Source organism: Enterococcus camelliae, from assembly GCF_042685105.1.
GTDB classification, from domain to species: domain Bacteria; phylum Bacillota; class Bacilli; order Lactobacillales; family Enterococcaceae; genus Enterococcus_G; species Enterococcus_G camelliae.
In genome coordinates, this window is record NZ_JBHUMO010000060.1 from 16,375 (window position 1) to 16,892 (window position 518).

A 518-nucleotide genomic window follows, 5' to 3' on the forward strand; every position below is an offset into this window, starting at 1 on the left:
TCTTCACAGTGTGGATACGTTTGTGCAATCCTATAAGAAGTCGCATCCGGAGGAACGCGTTCCATGCACGAAGACCGTTTATGCGTTGATCAATGCTGCTGTGCTCTCAATTCGTAACATTGATTTACCTATGAAGACCAGGATGCGACCACGAAAGAAAACAGTTTCAGACCCGAAGGGCCGCAATGCTAGATACTTAGGACGCAGCATTGAAGAACGTGCACCAGAAGTACTATCAAGAGAAACCTTTGGACATTGGGAAGTTGATTTGGTCTTAGGCAAAAAAACAAAAAATGAGCCCGTCATCATCACGATGGTTGAACGGAAAACGCGCTACTTTCTCACAAAAAAAGTTTGGGGGAAAAGCGCCGCATTGGTTCAAAAAGGCGTACTTGATTTAATGAAAAACAAGGACTAGAACAATTCAAGACGCTAACCACGGATAACGGATCTGAATTTTCCACGCTATCTCTTATCGAAGAAAGCTCCTCGGGTGTTCAGGTATTCTTTACCCATGC

Annotated in this window: 1 pseudogene; it reads left to right on the forward strand. The window is 44.0% G+C overall.

Annotated elements, in window-relative coordinates:
* Nucleotides 1-518 (forward strand): annotated as a pseudogene (locus tag ACFSR0_RS10425) (IS30 family transposase); the annotation flags it as partial.